Below are 19,379 nucleotides of genomic sequence, written 5' to 3' on the forward strand. Positions count from 1 at the left end.
CCTCGGTAACCGGGCCGGAACGCCACGGCAACGCCGCCGACCCGCCTCGCACCTAATTTCTGTCGCGCGACAGAAACAACGACGAGCTCATGGAGCCGGAGGTCAGCGATGGCGACTGCGACCACGTACGGAGCCCGGGCGCATGCCCGCGCCCAGGAGGGCACCCGCGCCGGGGCCATGCCCGTCGTACCAGCCGCCAACTGGCCGGACCCACCGTGCGAGGCGGGCCACCTGGTGTGGGCGGAGACGGTGGCGGGCGGCAACTACACGCACCGGGTCCTGGCCCGCGGCACCGAGGTGCGCCTGACGGACCCGCACGGCGACGCCTGTGCCCATCTCCTGCTGTATGTCGCCGACCGCCCCTGGGAGCGGCTGAACGTCGCCGACACGGTCAAGGTCCAGTGGAACGCCTACCTGGGCGAGGGTGTGCTGCTGCTGTCCGACCAGGGCCGGGTCCTGGCCTCCGTCGTCGCCGACACCTCCGGCCGGCACGACGCGCTGTGCGGCACCTCCACCCTGGTCCGCAACACCGACCGCTACGGCGACGGCACCCCGCAGTCGCCCTCCCCCGCCGGCCGCGAGCTGTTCAAGCTGGCCGCGGCGAAGAATGGTCTCGAACCGCGCGACCTGCCGCCGTCCCTGTCGTTCTTCCAGGGCGTGGAGGTGCGCGACGACGGCACGCTGGACTTCACCGGCTCGGCCGGTCCCGGCGGCAGTGTCACGCTCCGCGCCGAGCAGGACCTGACCGTACTGATCGCGAACGTCCCCCACCCGGCCGATCCGCGCCCCGACTACGTCAGCACCGCCCTTGAGGTCCTGGCCTGGCGGGCCGCGCCCACCACCCCCGGTGACCCGCTCTGGGACGCCACCCCCGAGGGCCACCGCGCCTTCCTGAACACCGCCGAATTCCTCGCCGCGAGGGGGCTCGCATGAGCACGCAGACCGTCGTACCGGCCCGCGCCGCCTGGTCCTGTGTCATCCCCGGCGGCGCGACCCTGACCATCACCGACCTGCACGGCAACCAGGCCGTCGACTTCCTCGTCTACGACGCCCACGACACGGCGATCCGCTACAGCGCCCCCGACACCATCCACGCCCAGGGCGGCATCTTCCTCACCACCGGCAGCGTGCTGCTCTCCAACGAACACACCCCGCTGATGACCGTGCTCGCCGACGAGGTCGGCCGCCACGACACCGTCGGCGGCGCCTGCTCCAAGGAGTCCAACTCCCTCCGCTACGGCCATCACACCTGGTCGCAGCACGCCTGCGTGGACAACTTCCTGGCGGAGGGCGCGAGGCACGGTCTCGGCAAGCGCGACCTGGTCTCCAACATCAACTGGTACATGAACGTGCCGGTCGAGAAGGACGGCACGCTCGGTATCGTCGACGGTCTCTCGGCGCCGGGCCGGAAACTGACCCTGCGCGCCGAACGGGACGTCCTCGTCCTGGTCTCCAACTGCCCCCAGATCAACAACCCGTGCAACGGCTTCGACCCGACCGCGGTGGAGATGACGACCGGGGCCGCCGGATGAGCTTCGACACGCTCCTGGTCGCCAACCGCGGCGAGATCGCCGTCCGCATCATCCGCACCGCCCGCGAACTGGGCCTGCGCACGGTCGCCGTCTACTCCGACCCCGACCGCTCGGCACCCCATGTCCGCCTCGCCGACGAGGCGGTACGGCTCGGCCCGGCCCCGGCGAAGGAGTCCTACCTCGACGCCGACCTGGTCCTGAAGGCCGCCAAGGACACCGGCGCGGGGGCGATCCACCCCGGGTACGGCTTCCTGTCCGAGGACGCCGTTTTCGCCCGGCGCTGCGAGGAGGCCGGGATCGTGTTCGTCGGCCCGACCCCGGAGCAGCTGGAGCTGTTCGGCGCCAAGCACACGGCACGGGCGGCGGCGGAGGCGGCCGGAGTGCCCCTGGCGCCGGGAACGGGACTGCTGGCGGACCTGGACGAGGCACTCCGCGAAGCGTCCGCCATCGGCTATCCCGTCATGCTCAAGGCCACCGGCGGCGGTGGCGGTATCGGTATGTCGGCTTGTCGGTCAGCCGCCGAACTGACCGAGGCCTGGGACCGGGTGCAGCGGGTCGCCGCGGCCTCCTTCTCCTCCGCCGGGGTCTTCCTGGAACGCCTGGTCGAGCACGCCCGCCATGTCGAGGTCCAGGTCTTCGGTGACGGCCAGGGCCGGGTCGTCACCTTCGGCGACCGGGACTGTTCCCTCCAGCGCCGTAACCAGAAGGTGGTCGAGGAAGCCCCGGCCCCCGGCCTGCCGGATCAGGTGCGCGCACAACTCGCCGCCTCCGCACGCGGCCTGTGCGCGGGCGTGGGCTACCGCTCCGCGGGCACGGTCGAGTTCGTGTACGACGCGACCCGGGAGGAGGCCTACTTCCTGGAGGTCAACACCCGGCTCCAGGTGGAACATCCGGTCACCGAGGAGATCTACGGCGTCGACCTGGTCGCCTGGATGCTGCGCCTGGCGCGGGGCGAGACCGACGTCGTCCGCGCCCCGGGCGAACCACGCGGCCACGCCGTCGAGGCCCGCGTCTACGCCGAGGACCCCTCCCGCGAACACCGGCCCAGCTCCGGCCTGTTGACCCGGGTGGAGTTCCCGCAGGGGGTACGGGTCGACGGCTGGGTGGAGACCGGCACCGAGGTGACGACGTCGTACGACCCGATGCTCGCGAAGGTGATCGCGTACGGCCCCGACCGTGCCCGGGCGCTGCGGGCTCTCGACGAGGCGCTGGCCCGCACCCGTGTCGACGGCATCGAGACGAACCTGGGTCTGGTGCGCGCCGCGCTCACCGAACCCGCCTTCCGGGCCGCGACCCACTCGACGGCGACCCTCGCCACGGTCACCGACCCCACCCCCCGGATCGAGGTGGCCGCCGCCGGCACGCTCACCACGGTCCAGGACTGGCCGGGCCGCACCGGCTACTGGCAGGTCGGGGTGCCCCCGTGCGGTCCGATGGACGACCGCTCCTTCCGGCTCGGCAACCGCGCGCTGGGCAACCCGGAGGGCGCCCCCGGCCTCGAATGCACCCTCCAGGGCCCGTCCCTGCGCTTCACCCACCCGACGACCGTGTGCGTGACCGGCGCCCCGGCCCCGGTGACACTGGACGGCGCCCCGGTCGCACAGTGGGAGCCGGTGACGGTACCGGCGGGCGGGCTGCTGGAGATCGGCGCCCCCCTGGAACACGGACTGCGCACCTACGTCCTCTTCGCGGGCGGCGGACTGGACGTGCCCGCCTTCCTCGGCAGCGCGAGCACCTTCACGCTGGGCCGCTTCGGCGGCCACGGCGGCAGGGCGCTGCGGACGGGTGACGTCCTGCACGGCGGCGCCGTGACGGAAGGTGCGCCCGTCGCCGAGCGCCCGCGGTTCACCGCCGTCTGGCACATCGCGGCCGTCGAAGGCCCCCATGCCGCACCGGAGTTCTTCACCGAGGACGACATCCGGGACTTCTACGCGGCCGAGTGGAAGGTGCACTTCAACTCGGCGCGCACCGGGGTCCGGCTGGTCGGCCCCAAGCCGCGCTGGGCGCGCACCGACGGCGGCGAAGCGGGTCTGCACCCGTCCAACATCCACGACACCCCGTACTCGGTCGGCGCCGTCGACTACACCGGCGACATGCCCGTCCTGCTAGGCCCCGACGGCCCTTCCCTCGGCGGGTTCGTCTGCCCGGCGACCGTCCTGAGCGGGGAACGCTGGAAGCTGGGCCAGCTCCGCCCCGGCGACACGGTCCGCTTCGCCCCGGTCGACGTGACGGGCGCGCCCCGCCCCGAGATCGTCGACGGCGGTGTGCTGGCCCGCGACGGGGACGTGACCTACCGGCGCAGCGGCGACGACAACCTGCTGGTCGAGTTCGGCCCGATGCAACTGGATCTGGCCCTGCGGATGCGCGTCCACGCGCTGATGGAGTCGGTGACGGCGGCGGACCTGCACGGGGTCACGGACCTCACCCCGGGGATCCGTTCGCTCCAGATCCAGACCGACCCGGGTCTTCTCACCCAGGCCGAACTCCTGCCCGTCGTGCGGGAGATCGTCCTGGGACTGCCGCCCACCGACGAGATGGTGGTCCCGTCCCGCACGGTCCACCTGCCGCTCTCCTGGGACGACCCGGCGACCCGTGAGGCGATCGCCCGCTATATGGCGGGCGTCCGCGACGACGCCCCCTGGTGCCCGTGGAACATCGAGTTCATCCGCCGGATCAACGGCCTGGACTCGGTCGAGGACGTCTATCGCACGGTCTTCGACGCGGAGTACCTCGTCCTGGGCCTCGGCGACGTGTACCTGGGCGCCCCGGTCGCCACCCCGCTCGACCCACGCCACCGCCTGGTCACCACGAAGTACAACCCGGCCCGCACCTGGACCGCCGAGAACTCCGTCGGTATCGGCGGCGCCTACCTGTGCGTCTACGGCATGGAGGGTCCGGGCGGCTACCAGTTCGTGGGCCGTACGACCCAGGTGTGGTCGGGATGGCAGCAGCGCGGCGCGTTCGAGCCGGGCTCGCCGTGGCTGCTGCGCTTCTTCGACCGGATCAGGTGGTATCCGGTGGCCGCGGACGAACTTCTCGACCTGCGGGCCGACCTCACCTCCGGCAGGTTCGTGCCGCGCGTCGAGGAGGGGACGTTCTCCTTGGCGGCCTACCAGGAGTTCCTCTCCGAACACGCGGCTTCCATCAGGGAGTTCAGGACGCGCCAGCAGCGGGCCTTCGCGGTGGAGCGCGACGCCTGGGAGGCGGCCGGTGAGTTCGCGAGGGCGGAGGCGGTGACGGCGCCCGCGTCCACCGCACCGGCCCAGGTGTCCGTCCCGCCGGGCGGCTGCCTGATAGAGGCCGAATTCGCGGCCTCCGTATGGCAGTTGAACGTCGCACCCGGCGACGAGGTGACCACCGGCCAGCCCCTTCTCGCCCTGGAGGCGATGAAGATGGAGTCCAGGGTGCATGCGCCGATGGCCGGCGTGGTGACGGAGATCCTGGCGAGGCCCGGCGACCAGGTGGAGGCGGGGACGGCACTGCTCGTCGTCGCGCCGACCGCGAACTGACCCCGAGGAGCAAGAGCATGTCCAGCACCGTGTCCCGTGTCCGTGCCGCCTACGCGCGCGTCGAAGCGGTGGACCGTCCCGAGATCTGGATCGGCCTGCGCCCGCGGGAGGAGGCCGAGGCGGAGGCCCGCGCGATCGACGAGCGGGTCGCCCGAGGTGAGCGGCTCCCCCTCGCCGGGCGCCTGTTCGCCGCGAAGGGCAACATCGACGTACACGGACTGCCCACGACGGCGGGCTGCCCTGCGTTCGCCTACGAGCCGGAGTCCGACGCCCCGGTGGTGGCCCGCCTGCGCGCGGCCGGCGCGATCGTCCTCGGCACGACCAACCTCGACCAGTTCGCGACGGGCCTGGTCGGTACCCGCTCCCCCTACGGCGCGGTCCGCAACGCCGTCGACCCGGCCCGGATCAGCGGCGGCTCCAGCTCCGGCTCGGCGGTCGCCGTGGCCCTGGGCATCGTCGACTTCGCCCTGGGCACGGACACGGCGGGTTCGGGCCGGATCCCGGCCGCCTTCAACGGCATCGTCGGTCTGAAGCCGACCAGGGGCCTGGTGCCCACGGCCGGGGTGGTCCCGGCCTGCGCCTCCCTCGACTGCGTGACGGTGTTCGCCCGCACGCTCCCGGAGGCCGAGCAGGCGCTGTCGTACCTGGCGTCCCCGCCGGACCGCGCGCTCCCGCCCCTCCCCCAGCGGGCCCCGGGCCCCTGGCGGATCGCGGTCCCGCCCCGCGACCAGCTGGGGGAACTGGACGAGGGCTGGCTGGAGGCCTACGAGGAGACGGTGGACCGCCTGATCGCCGCGGGCGCCTCGATCCGCACGCTTGACCTGACCCCCTTCACGGAGGCGGCGGCGATGCTCTACGAGGGCGCGTTCGTGGCGGAGCGCTACACAGCGGTGGGTACCTTTATCGACAAGTTGGTCTCGTCCGGCGGCGAAGGTCTGGACGCCACTGTCGCCGGCATCATCACCCGGGCCCGCGACATCCCGGCCCACCGGCTCTTCACCGACCAGGACCGCTTGTCCGCCCTACGTGCCCGTGCCCTGGCCGAACTGTCCGACGCGGACGCCCTGCTGCTCCCCACCGCCCCCGGCCACCCCACCCTGGCCGAGGTGGCGGCCGACCCGCTGGGCGCCAACGCCCGTCTGGGCCGCTTCACCAACTCCACGAACCTCTTCGACCTGGCGGCGGTGGCGGTGCCGGCGGGAGAGGTGAACGGACTGCCGTTCGGCGTGATGCTGATCGGTCCCGCCTTCACCGACGACCGCCTGGCCGCCGTCGCCCGCTCCCTGGAGCCGACGGTGAGCCTGGCCGTGCTGGGCGCGCACCTGACGGGCCAGCCCCTCAACCACCAACTCCTGGCGCAGGGGGCGGTACTGAGCCGCACGACGACCACGGCACCGGCATACCGCCTCTACGCCCTGCCGACGACTCCGCCGAAGCCGGGCCTGGTGCGGGTGGACGAGGGAGGCGCGTCGATCGAGACGGAGATCTGGCACCTTCCGGCGGAGGGCCTGGGGCGACTGCTCGCGCAGCTCCCCCACCCGATGGCTCTCGGCAGGGTGGAACTGGCAGACGGCACAAGCGTCCCCGGCTTCCTGTGTGAACCGAGCGCACTGACGAACGCAAAGGAGATCACACGGTACGGGGGCTGGCGGGCCTTTTTGGAGGAGGCTTGAGCCCCACGCCCCTTCTTCGGGGGCGCCCCCACGCCCCTTCCGGGGCGCGGGGCACCCGTCACCCCACGGACGAGTAGGCCACAACCCCGCGCAGCACCAGGTCGACCGCCTTACGCGCGGTCTTCCCCACGGTCGACCCCTCCACAGGAGAAGCCGCGGAGATCTGCCCCAGCACGTCGATGACCTGCTTGCACCAGCGGACGAAGTCCCCCGCAGGCATCTCGGCCTCCCGCAGCACCTCGTCCAGCCCCGCCCCCGAGGCCCACATGTACGCGGCCCAGGCGAAGCCGAGGTCCGGTTCCCGCTGCCCGACGCCCTCGGTCTGCGTGATCCGGAACTCCTCCTCCAGCGCGTCCAGCCGCCCCCAGATCCGCACCATCTCACCCAGCGCGGCCTTGGCCTTCCCGGAGGGCAGCTTCGGGGCCATCGCGTCGTCCCCGACGCGTGACTCGTACACCAACGCCGAGACACACGCGGCCAGTTCGGCGGGGGCGAGCCCCTCCCAGACCTCTGCCCGCAGGCACTCACTGGCGAGCAGGTCGAGCTCCCCGTACAGCCGGGCCAGCCGCTTCCCGTGCTCGGTGACCTCGTCGCCGCGCAGGTAGTCCAGTTCGGTCAGCAGTGCAACGATCCGGTCGAAGGTACGGGCGATGGTGTTGGTCCGCCCCTCGATCCGCCGCTCCAATTGCGAGGTGTCCCGCATCAGCCGGTGGTACCGCTCGGCCCAACGGGCGTGGTCCTCCCGGTCGTTGCAGCCGTGGCAGGGGTGCGCCCGGATCGCGGTCCGCAGCCGGGCGATCTCGCGGTCGTCGGCGGCCTGCGACCGCTTCTTGCGGGCCCGCTCCGGCGGAATGTGCCCGGCCTTGGTACGCAGCGCGGACGCGAGGTCACGACGGGACTGCGGGGAGCGGGGGTTGAAGGACTTGGGGATCCGCATCCGCTCCAACGCCTCGACCGGCACCGGGAAGTCGATGGAGGCCAGCCGCTTGACCTGGCGTTCGGCGGTCAGCACCAGCGGCCGCGGCCCGTCGTGCTGCTCGAAGCCACGATGTCCGTCGGACCGCCCGGCGGGCAGCCCGGGGTCCAGCACCAGGGCGAGCCCGGCGTACTTGCCCGTCGGCACATGGATGACATCGCCCGGCTTCAGCTTCTCCAGCGCCACCGCCGCCTCTGCCCGCCGCTCGACCGCGCCCTGCCGGACGAGTTCGGTCTCCCGGTCCTTCAGCTCGCGCCGCAGTCGCGCGTACTCCTCGAAGTCGCCGAGGTGGCAGGTCATGGACTGCTTGTAGCCCTCGAGTCCTTCCTCGTTGCGCTGCACCTGACGCGAGATCCCGACGACCGACTTGTCGGCCTGGAACTGCGCGAACGACGTCTCCAGCAGTTCCCGCGACCGGTGCCGCCCGAACTGCTCGACCAGGTTGACCGCCATGTTGTACGACGGCTTGAAGCTGGAGCGCAGCGGATAGGTACGGGTGCCCGCGAGTCCCGCGAGATGGTCGGGGCTGAACCCCCGCTGCCACAGCACCACGGCGTGGCCCTCGACGTCGATGCCCCGCCGGCCCGCGCGGCCCGTCAGCTGGGTGTACTCGCCGGGCGTGATGTCGGCGTGCTGCTCGCCGTTCCACTTGACGAGCTTCTCCAACACCACCGAGCGCGCGGGCATGTTGATGCCGAGCGCGAGGGTCTCGGTGGCGAACACGGCCTTCACCAGGCCGCGTACGAAGAGTTCCTCGACGACTTCCTTGAACGTCGGGAGCATGCCCGCGTGGTGGGCGGCGATGCCGCGCTCCAGGCCCTCCAGCCATTCGTAGTAGCCGAGGACGTGCAGGTCCTCGCGTGGGATCGACGAGGTGCGTTCCTCCACGAGGGCCCGCACCTGTTCCCGGGCCTCGTCGTCGTTGAGCCGCAGTCCCGCGTACAGGCACTGCTGGACGGCGGCTTCACAGGCGGCGCGGCTGAAGATGAAGGTGATGGCGGGCAGCAGGCCCTCGGAGTCGAGCCGTTCGATGACCTCGGGACGTCCCGGTGTCCACGCCTTGGACCGCTGCCGGCGCTCCCGCTCCCGGTCGGCCTCGCGCATGGCACGTCCGCGCCTGCGGTCCTGGTAGGACGGTCTGCTCGCCTCCATCCGGGCCAGCCGGGTGAGGTCGGGGTTGACGGCCTTCTTCTGGCCCTCGCCCTCCTCGAACAGGTCGTACATCCGGCGCCCGGCGAGCACGTGCTGGAACAGCGGGACGGGCCGGTGTTCGGAGACGATGACCTCGGTGTCGCCGCGGACCGTGTCGAGCCAGTCGCCGAACTCCTCGGCGTTGGACACGGTCGCCGACAGCGAGACCAGGGTCACGGACTCCGGGAGGTGGATGATCACCTCTTCCCAGACGGCGCCGCGGAAGCGGTCGGAGAGGTAGTGGACCTCGTCCATGACCACATAGCCGAGGCCGAGGAGGGTCTGGGAGCCGGCGTACAGCATGTTCCGCAGGACCTCGGTGGTCATGACGACCACCGGCGCGTCCGGGTTGATGCTGTTGTCCCCGGTGAGCAGGCCGACCATGCCGTCGCCGTAGCGGCGGCAGAGGTCGGCGTACTTCTGGTTCGACAGCGCCTTGATGGGTGTCGTGTAGAAGCACTTCTTGCCCTGCATGAGGGCGAGGTGGACGGCGAACTCGCCCACGATCGTCTTGCCGGAGCCGGTGGGGGCGGCCACCAGTACGCCCTTTCCGCCTTCGAGTGCCTGGCAGGCCTCGATCTGGAAGGGGTCGAGGCCGAAGTCGTACATCTCGCGGAAAGACGCGAGCGCGGTGGCCTGCTCGGTGGCCCGCCTGCGGGCCGCCGCATACCGCTCGGCCGGTGAGAGGTCCTCTGTCATCGTGCTTTCGAGCGTACCGGTCCCCACTGACAACAGGACGATCATTATCCGGAACATGGGACAACGGACGACGAAGAGGTGCCCGCGGCGTGGCCGCGGGCACCTCTCGATGGCTGGGGACGGACCCGGTCAGGTCACGTCGTCGTAGCCGTTGACCCGCTCCGGGGCCTCTGGCAGCGCGCGGCTGGCGGAGACGGTCTCGATCTCGCCGACGTCCTCGGGGGTGAGATCGAGGTCGGAGGCCTCGTCGTCGTCGGGTCCCGCGGCCTCGCGGCGGCGCTTGCGCCGGTCGTTGACCAGCGAGAAGAGGACCGCGCCGAAGTACAGCACCCAGATCGGCCCGGCGAGCGCCAGCATGGAGAGCGGGTCGGTGCTCGGGGTGGCGACGGCGGCGAAGACCGTGATCCCGAGGATCATGGCCCGCCACCAGCCGAGCATCCGGCTGCCGGTGATGATGCCGGTGAGATTGAGCATGATCAGCAGCAGCGGCAGCTCGAAGGAGAGCCCGAAGACGATCACCATGCGGGTGACCAGCTGGAGCAGATCGTCCAGCGGCAGCAGGTTGGCGATGCTGCCGCTCGGAGTGAAGTCGATCAGCACCTTGGCGGTGGTGGGCAGCACCTTGTACGCGAAGAAGGCGCCGCCGAGGAAGAGCGGGGCGCCGGTGAAGACGAACGCGTAGGCGTACTTCTTCTCGTTCCTGTGCAGGCCCGGGGCGACGAACGCCCACAGCTGGTACAGCCAGATCGGCGAGGCGAAGACGACACCGGCCGTCAGGGAGACCTGGAGGGCGAGGGTGAAGGGGGCCAGCAGACCGTTGATGGTGATCTGGGCGCACTTCTCGTTGCCGCTGGCCTTGGCCATCTGCGAGAAGGTCTGATGGCAACCGACCGAGTCGAGGATCGGCCTGGTCAGGAAGTTGATGATGTCGTTGTAGAAGAAGGCGGCGACCACCGTCACGATGACGATGGCCAGCATGGCCTTCGCGAGCCGGTTGCGGAGCTCACGAAGGTGATCCGCGAGAGGCATCCGCCCCTCGGGATCCTTCTCCTGCTTGCGGGCAGACTTGGGCAACCCACGTCCTCATCTCGTGCGGCAGGCCGGGGGCTACCGGCCTTGCGTCAGCGCTGGGTGGTGTCCGACGGCTCGTTCACCGGGCGGGCGCTGGTCACGTCGCCGGGGGAAGCCTGGATGGTGCGCTGGGCCTGGGACTGCTCGCCGGAGGCGGACGCCTGGGCGGAGGTGGAGGTGGAGGCGGTGTTGCCGTCTTCCTTCATCGCCTTGGCCTCGCTCTTGAGGATGCGCGCGGACTTGCCGAGCGAGCGGGCCATGTCCGGAAGCTTCTTCGCGCCGAACAGCAGGATGACGACGACAAGGATGAGAATGATCTCGGGGGCTCCGAGCCTTCCGAACATAAGTCTTTACCTTCTCACCGAGGCGGCTGGGTGGGATGCTGTCCGATCAGTCGGACACCCGTCCGAGTGATCGTGCTGGCAGCGATCGTAACGCTCAGGGGTAAACGTGAGGCAATCCCCGTGCGTACGCCCGGTCCGCGGAACGGGCCTCGTTCTCCGTGCCGCTTCAGCAGCGTACCTTCCGGGGCGGGCACCGTGACAGGGCGAAGTGACGCAAAGCGCGTATGGCGCAGTGCTCACATACGTTACACAGCAGGTCTCAGAGGGTGTCCACGGTACGGGCGGCACTGGCCGCCGCCCGCTCCAGGTCCTCGGCGGCCCGGTTGATGCGCCGTGCCGAGTCCGCGACCTGCGCGCCCAGCCGCCGCGCCTCCAGGAAGACCCGGACGGCGAGCACCCCGAGAACGGCGAGACCCACCAAACCCACAGCTACCGCGAACATCGGCCAGAACATGCGGGCGAGCCTAGACGGTGGGGTGCAGCCGCAGGGTCCTGACCCCGCCGCCGGTCAGCAGCTCGATGATCCGCTCGCCCGCGGGCTTGCGGACCAGGACTCCGCAGTCGGGGCAGGTGAAGGAGTAGAACGTGGTCTTGCTGGTGGCTCCGATGGCCAGGCGCAGGGCGCTCGCGGCGAGCTCGAAACTGCCCCGGCACTCCGGGCAGCCCGCCTTGAACACCACGGGGACCACTCTTCTCATCCCGGCGAACGCGGCCGCGACCGTCACATCCTTCGCGCCTGCGACACCGGAACCCGAAGACTCGTTCAAATCCCTCGCCCCTCATTCTTGATCGTTCGCCTTCGCGGCGCCTCAGCCGGTGTGGAGGGGGTGACCGTGCTCAACTTTGCGGGCCTCCGCACGGTCACCCCCTCGACACCGGCGCGCCCCTCCGGCTCACTCACGCCCTTCCCCATCGCCGTGCACCTCGTGGTCGTCGTACGCCGCCAGGGCCGCGCGGGCCGCCCGGCGTGCGCTGTCGGCCAGCTCGGGCGGTGACACGATCCGGCCGTCACCGCCGAGCCTGAGTGCCAGCCGGCGCAGGGAGGCCGGATCGGGGGTGCGCAGGGTGATACGCAGCCCGCCGTCGGGAAGTTCGTCCGCGCTGTCGTGCGGGTAGTACTCGGCGACCCAGCGGCCGGACGGGCCGACCTCGACGACCACCTCGGGATCCTCGGCGGCCGGCTGCACCAGGGCCTCGGAGAGGTCGCGCAGCTCGATCTCGGGAGGCGCGGACGGCTCGTCGAGGATCTTGATCTCGGCGACGCGGTCGAGGCGGAAGGTGCGCCTGGCCTCGGAGCGGCGGCACCAGGCCTCCACATAGGTGTGACCGACGCTGACCAGGCGGATGGGGTCGATCTCGCGCTCGGTGACCTCGTCGCGTGCCGGGGAGTAGTAGCGGATCCACAGCCGGCGGCGCTCGGAGATCGCCCGGTCGACGTCGGCGAAGACCCCGCCCTCGGACTCGAAGGTCACCGACAGCCGGGCGCTGGCGCCGGCCGCCTCGCCGGCCGCGGTCTCCACCTTGGCGGTGGCCCGCAGCAGCGCCTGCCGGTCGCCCTCGCGCAGGCCGGGCAGGGTGGCCACGGCACGGGCGGCCACCAGCAGCGCGGTCGCCTCGTCGGCGGCCAGCCTCAGCGGCTCGGCGGCCTCCTCGCCGAGCGCGGCCGCGTTGTGCCACCAGATCCGCTCGCCGTCGGTGTCGATGTCCAGCAGATCGCCGCCCCGGAAGCTGGTGCCGCACATGGGCAGCACATCGAGGTCGGAGACCAGCTCGTCCTCGGTGATGCCGAAGGCGCGCGCGACGTCCGCGATCCGGGCGCCGGGGCGCTCCCGCAGATAGGTCACCAGGGAGAGCATCCGCCGGGTCTGGTCGATGGCGTTCACGGGCCTGACCGGTTTGCCTGTCACTGTCTTGCTCCGCTCCCCCTCAGCCCTTGGCCACGGCACGCAGCCGGTCCACCACGTCCGCGCGCAGCTCGGCCGGCTCCAGGACCACCACGTCCGGCCCGAACTCCACCAGCCAGGCGTCCAGGCCGTGCCCGTACGGAATCTCCAACTCGTCCCAGCCGTCGCCGAGTTCCCGCACCGCCGTGGCCTTCGCCCGAAGGGGGTAGCCGGCTCCGGAGCGCAGCCGGATCAGCGCGGAGCGGTCGGCGATCTCACCGGCCCAGCTCGCAACGGTCTCCCGGACGGTCACCACGTCCGGGACGGGCACGGTGAAGTTGGTGCCACGGGAGCGGACCCTGCCGGTGATCCGGGACAGCCGGAACACCCGCTCGGCACCCCGGTCCCGGTCCCAGCCCGCCAGGTACCAGTGGCCGCGCCAGCACTCCAGGGCCCACGGCTCCACGTGCCGGGGCTCGGGGCGGGCGGCGGTGGCCTTGCGGTAGTCGAAGACGACCGGACGGCGGTCGCGGAGGGCCAGCATCAGCGGTTCGAACGCGGCCTCGTGCACGGGAATGCGCGGCTCCAGGGCGCTGTGCGCCTCGTACGGGTCGACGTCCTCGGGCAATCCTGCCGCGCGCAGCTTCTGCAGGGCGCCGCTGGCCGCGCCGGCGAGCCGGGCCTGCTGCCAGACCTTGGCGGCCAGCCCCAGGGCGGCGGCCTCCTCGGCGTCCAGCGTGATCGCGGGCAGGCGGTTGCTGCCGCGGCGCGCCAGATAGCCGACCTCGCCGTCCAGGTTCTCGACGGTCTCGATCACCAGTCCGAGTTCGCGCAGGTCGTCCTTGTCGCGCTCGAACATACGGTTGAAGGAGTCATGGCTTCCCGCCGCACCGGAGGCCTCGACGTACGCCTCGATGGAATCGCGCAGCTCGCGCTTGCTGAGCGGGCGCCGCGTCCCCAGCAGGCACAGCGCCAGGTTCATCAGCCGCTCGGCCTTGGCAATGGCCATCGACGCCCTTCGCCTTCCCTTTGGTGCTTCTGACCGATGACCGTACCGCTCCGGAGTGTCACGGCAAAAGCCAGTACAAACAACGAGGATCGGAACGGACAGGCCACGACGGACAACGAGGGCCCGCGCACACCGCACGGGCCCTCGTCGAGCCGGTTTCCGACCAGGAACGGTCAGCGCTTGGCCACGCCCACCAGGTCGCAGACGAAGATCAGCGTCTCGCCCGGGGCGATCGAGCCCGCGCCACGCTCGCCGTACGCCAGGTGCGCCGGGATGGTCAGCTGGCGGCGGCCACCGACCTTCATGCCCTGAACGCCCTTGTCCCAGCCCTGGATGACCTGGCCGACACCGAGCTGGAAGTCCAGCGGGGTACCGCGGTTCCAGGAGGCGTCGAACTCCTCGCCGGAGGAGAACGAGACGCCCACGTAGTGGACCTTGACGAAGTCACCGGCCTTGGCGGCCTCGCCGTCGCCCTCCCAGATGTCCTTGATCTCCAGGTCCGCCGGGGGCTCGCCGTCCGGGAAGTCGACCTCGGGCTTGTCGATGCTCACGTCTCTAGCTCCTGCTTGTGTACGACACGGAACCCGGACAGTCTTTCATCCCCGCCGCTCTCGCGCCCGCGCGGCCGGCGGGGCTCCCGCGACCGCATCGCCTACATCGCGGCCAGCACGTCCACCGAGAACACCAGCGTGGACCCCTTCTTCACCACACCGCCGCTCGGCGGGTTGTCCCCGTAGGCCAGATCCGGCGGTACGACGATCATCAGCCGGCTACCCACCTTCTTCCCGGTGATCCCCTGCGCCAGCCCCTTGACGACCTCCTGCATCTGCTGCACCGGGAACTGGGCCAGCCGCCCGCTGTCGTACGTCTGCTCGAAGGCCTTGCCGCTGTCCCAGACCACGCCCTTGAACTGGCACAGGATCGTCTGCGACGACTTCACCTCCGGGCCGTCGCCCTCCAGGACGTAGTTCGACACCAGCTTCTTCGGCGGGTCGGCCTTGGGGATGTCGATCGACGGAGCCTTCCCGTCGGTGTTGGTGCCGATCTTGGGCAGCGCGGGGTCGCTCTGCGCGACCTCCTTGCCGGTGCTGGAGCTCTTGGAGTTGAACGAGTTCAGCACATCCACGACGAACACCAGCGTGTCCGTGCCCTTGATACCCGCCTGCGAGTTGCCCGAAGGGCCGTAACCCCAGGTCGGCGGCACGGCCATCAGAACCCGGCTGCCGACCTTCCTCCCGGCCAGCCCGTACCGCCAGCCGTCGATGATGCTGCCCTGGGCGAGCTGCATGAGCAGCGGCGTGCGGTCGTACGACTCGTCGAAGACCTTCGCCGTGGACCAGATCTGCCCGAGGTAGTTGGCCTGGATGAAGTCGTTCTCCGCGACCGCCTTGCCGCTGCCCGCGATCACCGTCTTGACGGCCAGGTTCTTCGACGGCTCCCCGGAACCCTTGGCCACCGTCGGCTTCTCGTTGAACTTCGTACCCGCCGTGATCGCCGGCAACGGCCCCTCCACGATCTTCGGCGGCGGCGCCGAGGAGGCGGAACCCGACGGTGCCGCGCTGGCCTTGCTGGAAGCGGACTTGTCGTTGCCGCACGCGGCAAGCGTGACCAGTCCTGCGGGTACGGCGGCAAGGAGAAGGGAGCGTCGGCGCACGGAAACAGCCTCGTAATCGGTCGATCTTGCGGATGCGTGCGCGCAACTCTACGACGTGACACGGGCGCCGTACGGTAAACGTACGGCGCCCGTGTGGCGTTCGCTCACATACCGGCGATGAGCTTCTCCACCCGGTCGTCGACCGAACGGAACGGGTCCTTGCACAACACGGTCCGCTGTGCCTGGTCATTGAGCTTCAGATGCACCCAGTCGACCGTGAAGTCCCGCCGCTGCTCCTGAGCCCGCCGGATGAAGTCACCGCGCAACCGCGCCCGAGTCGTCTGCGGCGGCACCGACTTGCCTTCGAAGATCTTCAAGTCATTGCAGATCCGCGCGGCTTGACCCTTCCTCTCCAGCAGGTAATACAGACCCCGACGACGGTGAATGTCGTGGTAAGCGAGGTCTATCTGCGCCACCCGGGGATGAGACATGGTCATGTTGTGCTTGGCCCGGTACCGCTCGATGAGCTTGTACTTCATCACCCAGTCGATCTCGGTGCCGATCCGGTCCAGATCCTCGGCCTCGATCGCGTCCAGGGTGCGGCCCCACAGCTCCAGCACCTGCTCGACCGTGCCGGTGCGGATGCCGCGCCGCTCGCAGAAGTCCACGGCCTTCTCGTAGTACTCCCGCTGCACCTCCAGGGCGGAGGCCTCACGGCCGCTGGCCAGGCGCACCTTGCGCCGGCCCGTGATGTCATGGCTGACCTCGCGGATCGCCCTGATCGGGTTCTCCAGGGTCAGATCCCGCATCACCGTGCCCGCCTCGATCATGCGCAGCACCAGGTCGGTGGCACCGACCTTCAGCAGCATCGTCGTCTCGGACATGTTCGAGTCGCCCACGATGACATGCAGGCGGCGATAGCGCTCGGCGTCCGCGTGCGGCTCGTCGCGTGTGTTGATGATCGGCCGGGAGCGGGTCGTCGCCGAGGAGACGCCTTCCCAGATGTGTTCCGCCCGCTGGCTCACGCAGTACACCGCACCGCGCGGCGTCTGCAGCACCTTGCCGGCGCCGCACAGCAGCTGCCGGGTCACCAGGAACGGGATGAGGATGTCCGCGAGCCGGGAGAACTCCCCGTGCCGCGCCACCAGATAGTTCTCGTGGCAACCGTAGGAGTTGCCCGCCGAGTCCGTGTTGTTCTTGAAAAGGTAGACGTCGCCCGCGATTCCTTCCTCGTGCAGGCGTCGTTCGGCGTCCACCAGCAGTCCTTCGAGAATGCGCTCGCCGGCCTTGTCGTGGGTGACCAGCTCGGTCACGTTGTCACATTCGGGTGTCGCGTATTCCGGATGTGAGCCCACGTCGAGATAGAGCCGGGCGCCGTTACGCAGAAAGACATTGCTGCTACGGCCCCATGACACGACACGGCGGAAGAGGTACCGCGCCACCTCGTCAGGCGACAGGCGGCGCTGTCCCCTGAACGTGCACGTGACGCCGTACTCGTTCTCCAGCCCGAAAATGCGGCGGTCCATGAGTGAACATTACGCCCGATCCCCTGAGCTGAAACGGGGTTCGACAGCACGATTTGGATCATTTTCCGGTGAAGCCGCAACCACCGCGCCCGCACCGGGAGCTGCGAGGACCCGCCCCGTGACCACCAGGACCAGCAACGACGCACCCCCGGCCGCGCCCGGCACCGCGAACCCCCACAGCGCCCCGCCCGCCTCGACGACCGGACCCGCCAGGCCCGTTCCCACCGACGCTCCCACTGTGAACGTCGTCACAAGCCAGGAGAACGCCTCCGTGACCGTCCCCACCGGCGCATGCCGGTCCACCAGCACGAACCCACATGCGATCGCCGGCGCCAGGAACACCCCCGCCAGCACTGTGAGCAACACCATGGCCACCGTGCCCGGCATCGCCATCAGCGGCAGATAACACACCGCCAGAAGCGCCACCTGCACCCGCAGTCGCCCCGCCGGCTCCCCCGTCCACCGCCGTGCCCCGTACACCGCTCCACCGAGCAGCGCACCCAGCCCGAGCCCCGCCATCATCCAGCCGTACACCCGGTCACCGCCGTGCTCGTCCGCGTACGGCACCGACGCCACCGTGATGGAACCCAGCGCGATCCCGACGAACAGAAACGCACCCAGCAGAGCCAGCAGCCCGGACGACCGCAGTGCACCGAGCCAGTGCGCCGCACGCGGCGCCGAACGCCACGCGCGCGAAGGCGGGGAGAGGACCACGGAGAGCGCCCCGAGCACACCCACCGCGTTCACCACCAGCAGGGCCGCCTGCGCCGACCACAGGGACACGCACAGCGTCACGAGCAACGGTCCCACCGTGAACATGACTTCCTGCGCCACCGCGTCCATCGCATACGCCGTGTGCACCTGGTCATCCCTGCCGAGCACACTCGGCCACAGGGCACGCAGACCGCCCTCCAGAGGCGGCGTGAACAACCCGGCCGCGGCCACACACCCGTAGGCGAGCGGCAGCGGATCGGTGCCGGCGAAGGCGAAGCCGGCCATGGCGAGAGCCGACACGAGAGCGGCGGGCAACTGGACACGCGGCTGCCCGTGCACATCCACCAGCCGGCCGAGCACCGGCTGGCCCACCGCGTTCGCGACGCCGTACACAGCCGCGAGCGCCCCCGCCAGGCTGTACGTGCCACCCTCCGCGCGCACGAACAGCACGATCGCGATCGCGGCCGTGGCGTTCGGCAACCGCCCCACCAAGGTGCCCGTCAGCAACCGGACCGCGTGCCTCGCCCTGAGGATCTCCAGGTACCCCGCGGTCATGACCCGCCTCCGAAGTTTTACGTATAACGTCCGCTCCCATACGTACCATGTGCGCTGTTCGCACGTCCAGACGAAGGAGCGCACACCCGGTGGCACGCAGCAGCACGCGCCCGACGAGCCGCGACGTCGCCCAGGCCGCCGGCGTCTCCCAGGCGGCGGTGTCACTCGTGCTCGGCGGCAAATGGCGCGGCCGCGTGTCCGAGGCCACCGCCGAACGCGTCCGGGAAGCCGCACGCGACCTCGGCTACCGGCCCAACCTGGCCGCCCGCAACCTGCGCCTCGGCCGCACCCGCACCGTCCTCCTCGTCGTCCCCGCACTCACCACAGAGTTCTTCGCGGGCGTCTACACCGGCGCCGCCCGCGTGGCCGCCGAAAACGGCTTCGGCGTGGTCGTCTACCCCTCCCCCGAAGGCATCGGCCAGGCCCGCGACCCCTTCGCATCCGCCCAGGCCGCTCTCGACGGCGTCATCGCCTCCTCCATGGCCGCCGACGCCCTCACCGCCATCCGTGGCGACCAGCTCCCCCTGGTGATGCTCGACAGCGACCCGGACGGCAGCCTCGGAGCCGCCACGGTGAACCTGGACATCGCCGACGGCGTACGCCAGGTCGCCGAGCATCTTCTCGGCCTCGGCCACCGCCGCTTCCTCCACCTGGCCGCCGACGTCGCCTCCTGGACCTTCGAGGTACGCGCGCGTGAGCTGGCCGCACGCACGGCGGAAGTCCCCGGCACCTCGGTGCGCACCGTCCATGCCCCGATCTCCATCGAAGGCGCCCTGACGGCGACGGAAGCCGCCCTGGCGTCACCCGGCCCCCACCCCACCGCCCTCGTCTGCGACGACGACAAGCTCGCCGCCGGCGCCTACAAGGCCCTGCGCCGCCGAGGCCTGCGCATCCCCGACGACATCTCCGTCACCGGCCTCGACGACCTCGCCCTCGCCACCGCCATCGACCCAGAACTCACGACGGTACGGCTGGACGCGGAACTCTTCGGCGAACGCGGCATGCACGCCCTCCTGGCGGTCCTGGAGGGCCGCGAACCGGAGGGGCGGGACATCCCGGTGGAGCTGGTCGTACGAGGCTCCACAGCGCCCCCACGGCCCTGA

At 70.7% G+C, this 19,379-nt stretch carries 16 protein-coding genes; 5 read left to right on the forward strand and 11 right to left on the reverse strand.

Annotated elements, in window-relative coordinates; translation table 11 throughout:
- Positions 1–108 precede the first annotated feature (108 nt).
- From ABZ396_RS13115 to atzF, 4 genes are read left to right on the forward strand one after another with little or no spacing between them, the layout of a single operon-like run.
- Entirely contained in the window at positions 109–933 is an 825-nt protein-coding gene (locus ABZ396_RS13115; RefSeq protein ID WP_358915305.1) for an urea amidolyase associated protein UAAP1, read from the forward strand.
- Positions 930–1,532: an urea amidolyase associated protein UAAP2 gene (locus ABZ396_RS13120; protein ID WP_358915307.1), complete on the forward strand. Its 603-nt coding sequence runs from the start codon at positions 930–932 to the stop codon at positions 1,530–1,532. The genes ABZ396_RS13115 and ABZ396_RS13120 overlap by 4 nt, the downstream gene beginning before the upstream one ends.
- A complete protein-coding gene (locus ABZ396_RS13125; RefSeq protein ID WP_358915309.1) occupies positions 1,529–5,041 on the forward strand; it encodes a 5-oxoprolinase/urea amidolyase family protein in 3,513 nt (1,170 codons plus the stop codon). Before ABZ396_RS13120 ends, ABZ396_RS13125 begins: the two co-directional genes overlap by 4 nt.
- Positions 5,042–5,058: 17 nt before the next feature.
- Positions 5,059–6,714, forward strand: coding sequence for an allophanate hydrolase (gene atzF, locus ABZ396_RS13130; RefSeq protein ID WP_358915311.1), 1,656 nt, complete (start codon positions 5,059–5,061; stop codon positions 6,712–6,714).
- Positions 6,715–6,772: 58 nt separating this feature from the next.
- Here the strand turns inward: atzF and ABZ396_RS13135 are convergent, their stop codons facing one another.
- The 11 genes from ABZ396_RS13135 to ABZ396_RS13185 form a co-directional block, all read right to left on the reverse strand.
- Positions 6,773–9,625, reverse strand: coding sequence for a DEAD/DEAH box helicase (locus ABZ396_RS13135; RefSeq protein WP_358915313.1), 2,853 nt, complete (start codon positions 9,623–9,625; stop codon positions 6,773–6,775).
- Between the two features lie 84 nt (positions 9,626–9,709).
- Complete coding sequence (gene tatC / locus ABZ396_RS13140; RefSeq protein WP_358915314.1) at positions 9,710–10,654, reverse strand: twin-arginine translocase subunit TatC; 945 nt, start codon at positions 10,652–10,654, stop codon at positions 9,710–9,712.
- Between the two features lie 47 nt (positions 10,655–10,701).
- Positions 10,702–10,995, reverse strand: coding sequence for a Sec-independent protein translocase subunit TatA (gene tatA / locus ABZ396_RS13145; protein WP_358915316.1), 294 nt, complete (start codon positions 10,993–10,995; stop codon positions 10,702–10,704).
- Positions 10,996–11,254: 259 nt separating this feature from the next.
- Positions 11,255–11,449 (reverse strand): hypothetical protein, encoded by a 195-nt coding sequence (locus tag ABZ396_RS13150; protein ID WP_358915318.1) that lies wholly within the window; start codon positions 11,447–11,449, stop codon positions 11,255–11,257.
- A 10-nt stretch (positions 11,450–11,459) separates the two neighbouring features.
- Positions 11,460–11,693 carry a hypothetical protein gene (locus tag ABZ396_RS13155; protein ID WP_358915579.1) on the reverse strand — a complete coding sequence of 78 codons (234 nt, stop codon included), beginning with the start codon at positions 11,691–11,693 and terminating at the stop codon, positions 11,460–11,462.
- Between the two features lie 195 nt (positions 11,694–11,888).
- On the reverse strand, positions 11,889–12,902 hold the full coding sequence (locus ABZ396_RS13160; protein WP_358915320.1) for a WYL domain-containing protein: 1,014 nt from the start codon (positions 12,900–12,902) through the stop codon (positions 11,889–11,891).
- Positions 12,903–12,921: 19 nt separating this feature from the next.
- Positions 12,922–13,887 (reverse strand): WYL domain-containing protein, encoded by a 966-nt coding sequence (locus ABZ396_RS13165; protein ID WP_358915322.1) that lies wholly within the window; start codon positions 13,885–13,887, stop codon positions 12,922–12,924.
- A gap of 173 nt (positions 13,888–14,060) precedes the next feature.
- Positions 14,061–14,438, reverse strand: a complete 378-nt coding sequence (locus ABZ396_RS13170; protein ID WP_358915324.1) for an FKBP-type peptidyl-prolyl cis-trans isomerase — start codon at positions 14,436–14,438, stop codon at positions 14,061–14,063.
- 101 nt (positions 14,439–14,539) lie between these two features.
- Positions 14,540–15,541 carry an FKBP-type peptidyl-prolyl cis-trans isomerase gene (locus tag ABZ396_RS13175; protein ID WP_358915326.1) on the reverse strand — a complete coding sequence of 334 codons (1,002 nt, stop codon included), beginning with the start codon at positions 15,539–15,541 and terminating at the stop codon, positions 14,540–14,542.
- 104 nt (positions 15,542–15,645) lie between these two features.
- The gene (gene pafA, locus ABZ396_RS13180) at positions 15,646–17,007 is read right to left on the reverse strand and encodes a Pup--protein ligase (protein ID WP_059196529.1); all 1,362 of its coding nucleotides are present in this window, start codon (positions 17,005–17,007) and stop codon (positions 15,646–15,648) included.
- Between the two features lie 9 nt (positions 17,008–17,016).
- On the reverse strand, positions 17,017–18,276 hold the full coding sequence (locus ABZ396_RS13185; protein ID WP_358915328.1) for an MFS transporter: 1,260 nt from the start codon (positions 18,274–18,276) through the stop codon (positions 17,017–17,019).
- Between the two features lie 89 nt (positions 18,277–18,365).
- Between ABZ396_RS13185 and ABZ396_RS13190 the strand changes: the two genes are divergently transcribed.
- Positions 18,366–19,379: a LacI family DNA-binding transcriptional regulator gene (locus tag ABZ396_RS13190; protein WP_358915330.1), complete on the forward strand. Its 1,014-nt coding sequence runs from the start codon at positions 18,366–18,368 to the stop codon at positions 19,377–19,379.

It is taken from the genome of Streptomyces sp. NPDC005866, from assembly GCF_040629895.1.
Lineage (GTDB): Bacteria > Actinomycetota > Actinomycetes > Streptomycetales > Streptomycetaceae > Streptomyces.